The 2,458-nt window shown below is 53.8% G+C and carries 3 protein-coding genes; all 3 read left to right on the forward strand.

Annotation, left to right across the window (positions count from 1 at the left end; translation table 11 throughout):
- Positions 1-1,155: RHS repeat-associated core domain-containing protein (locus tag FJ958_RS31350; protein ID WP_181176592.1), on the forward strand; the 1,155-nt coding region annotated here is incomplete at its 5' end.
- A gap of 8 nt (positions 1,156-1,163) precedes the next feature.
- Entirely contained in the window at positions 1,164-1,472 is a 309-nt protein-coding gene (locus FJ958_RS31355) for a hypothetical protein (protein WP_140749978.1), read from the forward strand.
- Between the two features lie 349 nt (positions 1,473-1,821).
- A complete protein-coding gene (locus tag FJ958_RS31360) occupies positions 1,822-2,100 on the forward strand; it encodes a hypothetical protein (protein ID WP_140749981.1) in 279 nt (92 codons plus the stop codon).
- Positions 2,101-2,458 lie beyond the last annotated feature (358 nt).

A 2,458-nucleotide genomic window follows, 5' to 3' on the forward strand; every position in this document is an offset into this window, starting at 1 on the left:
ACCTGGGACGAGGCCAACCGGCTGAAGACGGTCACGCTCGCCTCCAACACCGTCAACCTCGTCTACGGTCCTGACGGGGCGCGGGCGAAGAAAGCCTCGTCCTTCGCCACCACGCTCTATCCCGACACGTCCGTCGAGATCGATCCGGCGACACCGGGAGCGGAGGTCTACACCCGCTATCCGCATCCCGACATCAAGGTCACCGGCACGGCCAAATTCTTCCTGCACAGGGATCACCTGGCCTCGGTGCGCATGGTCACCGATGGCACGGGCTCAATCACCGAAGCCACCAACTACGCCAGCTATGGCGAACGCCTCAACACCGGCTTCCAGACGCAGAAGAGCTACATCGGCGAGCGCTTCGATCCCGAGACCGGACTGCTCTACCTCAATGCCAGGTACATGGATCCCGTGCTGGGACGATTCATCTCGCCAGATGACTGGGATCCAACCAAGGAAGGTGTCGGCACCAATCGATATGCCTATGCGCTGAACGATCCGATCAACAAAAATGACCAGAATGGGCATGGGTGGGAAAGCTTATTTGGAAACGGAGGTGTCTTTAGTGGTGGCCCAGCGGCAGAAGCCGGCAGGGCATACTTTAGCAACCAAGCCGACATATCAGGGCGCGCGGGCGTCGAGGCGGCCGTTGACACAGGAAAAGCTATACTATCGGCCACACCTGCTGGAGATATACAATCGGTATACGAAGGGATACGGGACAAAGACATAGGCAAAGTAGCGCTAGGAGTCGTCGGGCTCGCGTTTAGCGCGACCTTGCCCGAGGAGAAAGTAGGAGCTACAATAGCTAAGAATGGGTTAAAAACGGCCGAAAAAGAGGCATCGTTGTTATTGAACCCATCAATAAATATTAGCAAGAAAGGTCTTAAACATACTATAGATCGCCATACTATTAACGGGATTGCAACATACGCCGGCAAAAGCAAATTCAACAGTGGCGAAAATGTAGAATCCCTTATTGATTTAGCGACGCAACAAAAGGCAGTTGTTCAACCCAATGGGAATTCCGTTCGTACCTTTGACGTTAATAGAGATATAGGAATTGATAGAGCGACAGGACAACAGACATCAATAATGTCCGTAGTTACTAATCCGAAAGGCGAGTTGGTGACAGCCTTTCCAGGGAGGCCATAAGATCTAAGATGTCGCTCGATTTTTCAGTTCTCAATGCGAATGGCAGCCCGGAACGATCGGTTTCTCTGGGTGTCGAGCTTCACCATCAGCTCTTGACAGTAGCAAAATCACAGGGACTGGACGAAATCCTTAGATTTGATGATTACTATGAGGATGCGGAGGTTCCATGCGACAAAATTCCCAATCTCATGCGGCAAATTAGCGTTTTAAGCGGCGCTACCACTTCATCAGAGCTCAGAACTTTTCTTGAAAAGTTGACGGAACTGGGAGGATTTGCCCTATCAAATAGAAGGACCATAATCGCGATATCAGATTAATTAAAATAACTAAATTTTGGTTTGGAGTGATAGCGAAGTCTACTTAGCTCGTAGGGCAATGCAGACAACGATCTTCTGCATCTAGGATTGGCTGTATGGCCGGCCCTCGCATATCTTATCGCCCATCATCACTTCGGCCACAAATAAGTCCAATGCGTCTCGTGCGCCGCCTGCCAACACCACAAACCTGTAACTAATCACCTCCATCTCCCCTTACTTCACGCACCTTTTCGGCCAGCGCAGTAAACTCCACCTTTGCACCCGGCCGAGAATCGGCTGTTGCATGCGGGGTGGGCTGTTGTGGTGACGTATAAAGCGCAGGTCCTGGATGGGTTCGACTGGTGGCGCGATGAAATTGCGCGCCGTCTGGTGGAGCCTTGTCCGCGGACCAGAACAGCCAATAATGTCGGATTGGATCATCGGCATCGCCAATGACGGCATCCGCGTGCATGCGGCGGGCTGGCCGGAATTCCAGTCGCGGCCCCTGGACATCGATGCGACCTCGGACGAGATCGCAGTGCAACTGCGAAGCGGGGCGTCGGCATCCGTTCGTTGCGTCCGCAGCTCTTCTCCTGAAACGGGAGCTTGGCGCGTGGCGGTTGTCTTGGCAAGCTGGAACACCTGCTGAATACCGGCGCCCTGCGACTCCTGCGATCCCTTGGATGGAAGTCCTGGCGGCGACTGCCGTTGGACATGAATTCTCCAGCCCCACTAGCAAACAAGACTGTGGATTCTTCTTTGATCACGAAAACGTGTCATATTCTATAATTGGAGGAAGAGTATCGATAAGCAATTGGCTCGGGGGGACTCATGAAGCGGTTGCTTGTTGTCGCGGCGGTGCTTGCCGCTGGTGTATTCGGCGCGGATATTTCTGCTGTTTCTTATATTAGCGGAAGTGCAGGCATAGTAGCGCTGGCGCAGCAGCTGCCGAGTTCCCCGCCCGTTTCTGGAGCGCCGTCGGGCGGCTTCGGCAATGGCGGGGCGGC

The organism is Mesorhizobium sp. B2-3-5 (genome assembly GCF_006442395.1).
Lineage (GTDB): Bacteria > Pseudomonadota > Alphaproteobacteria > Rhizobiales > Rhizobiaceae > Mesorhizobium.

Coding starts and splice junctions, on each gene's coding strand:
- FJ958_RS31355 (WP_140749978.1), top strand. CDS start 1,164: ATGTCGCTCGATTTTTCAGTTCTCAATGCGAATGGCAGCCCGGAACGA.
- FJ958_RS31360 (WP_140749981.1), top strand. CDS start 1,822: ATGAAATTGCGCGCCGTCTGGTGGAGCCTTGTCCGCGGACCAGAACAG.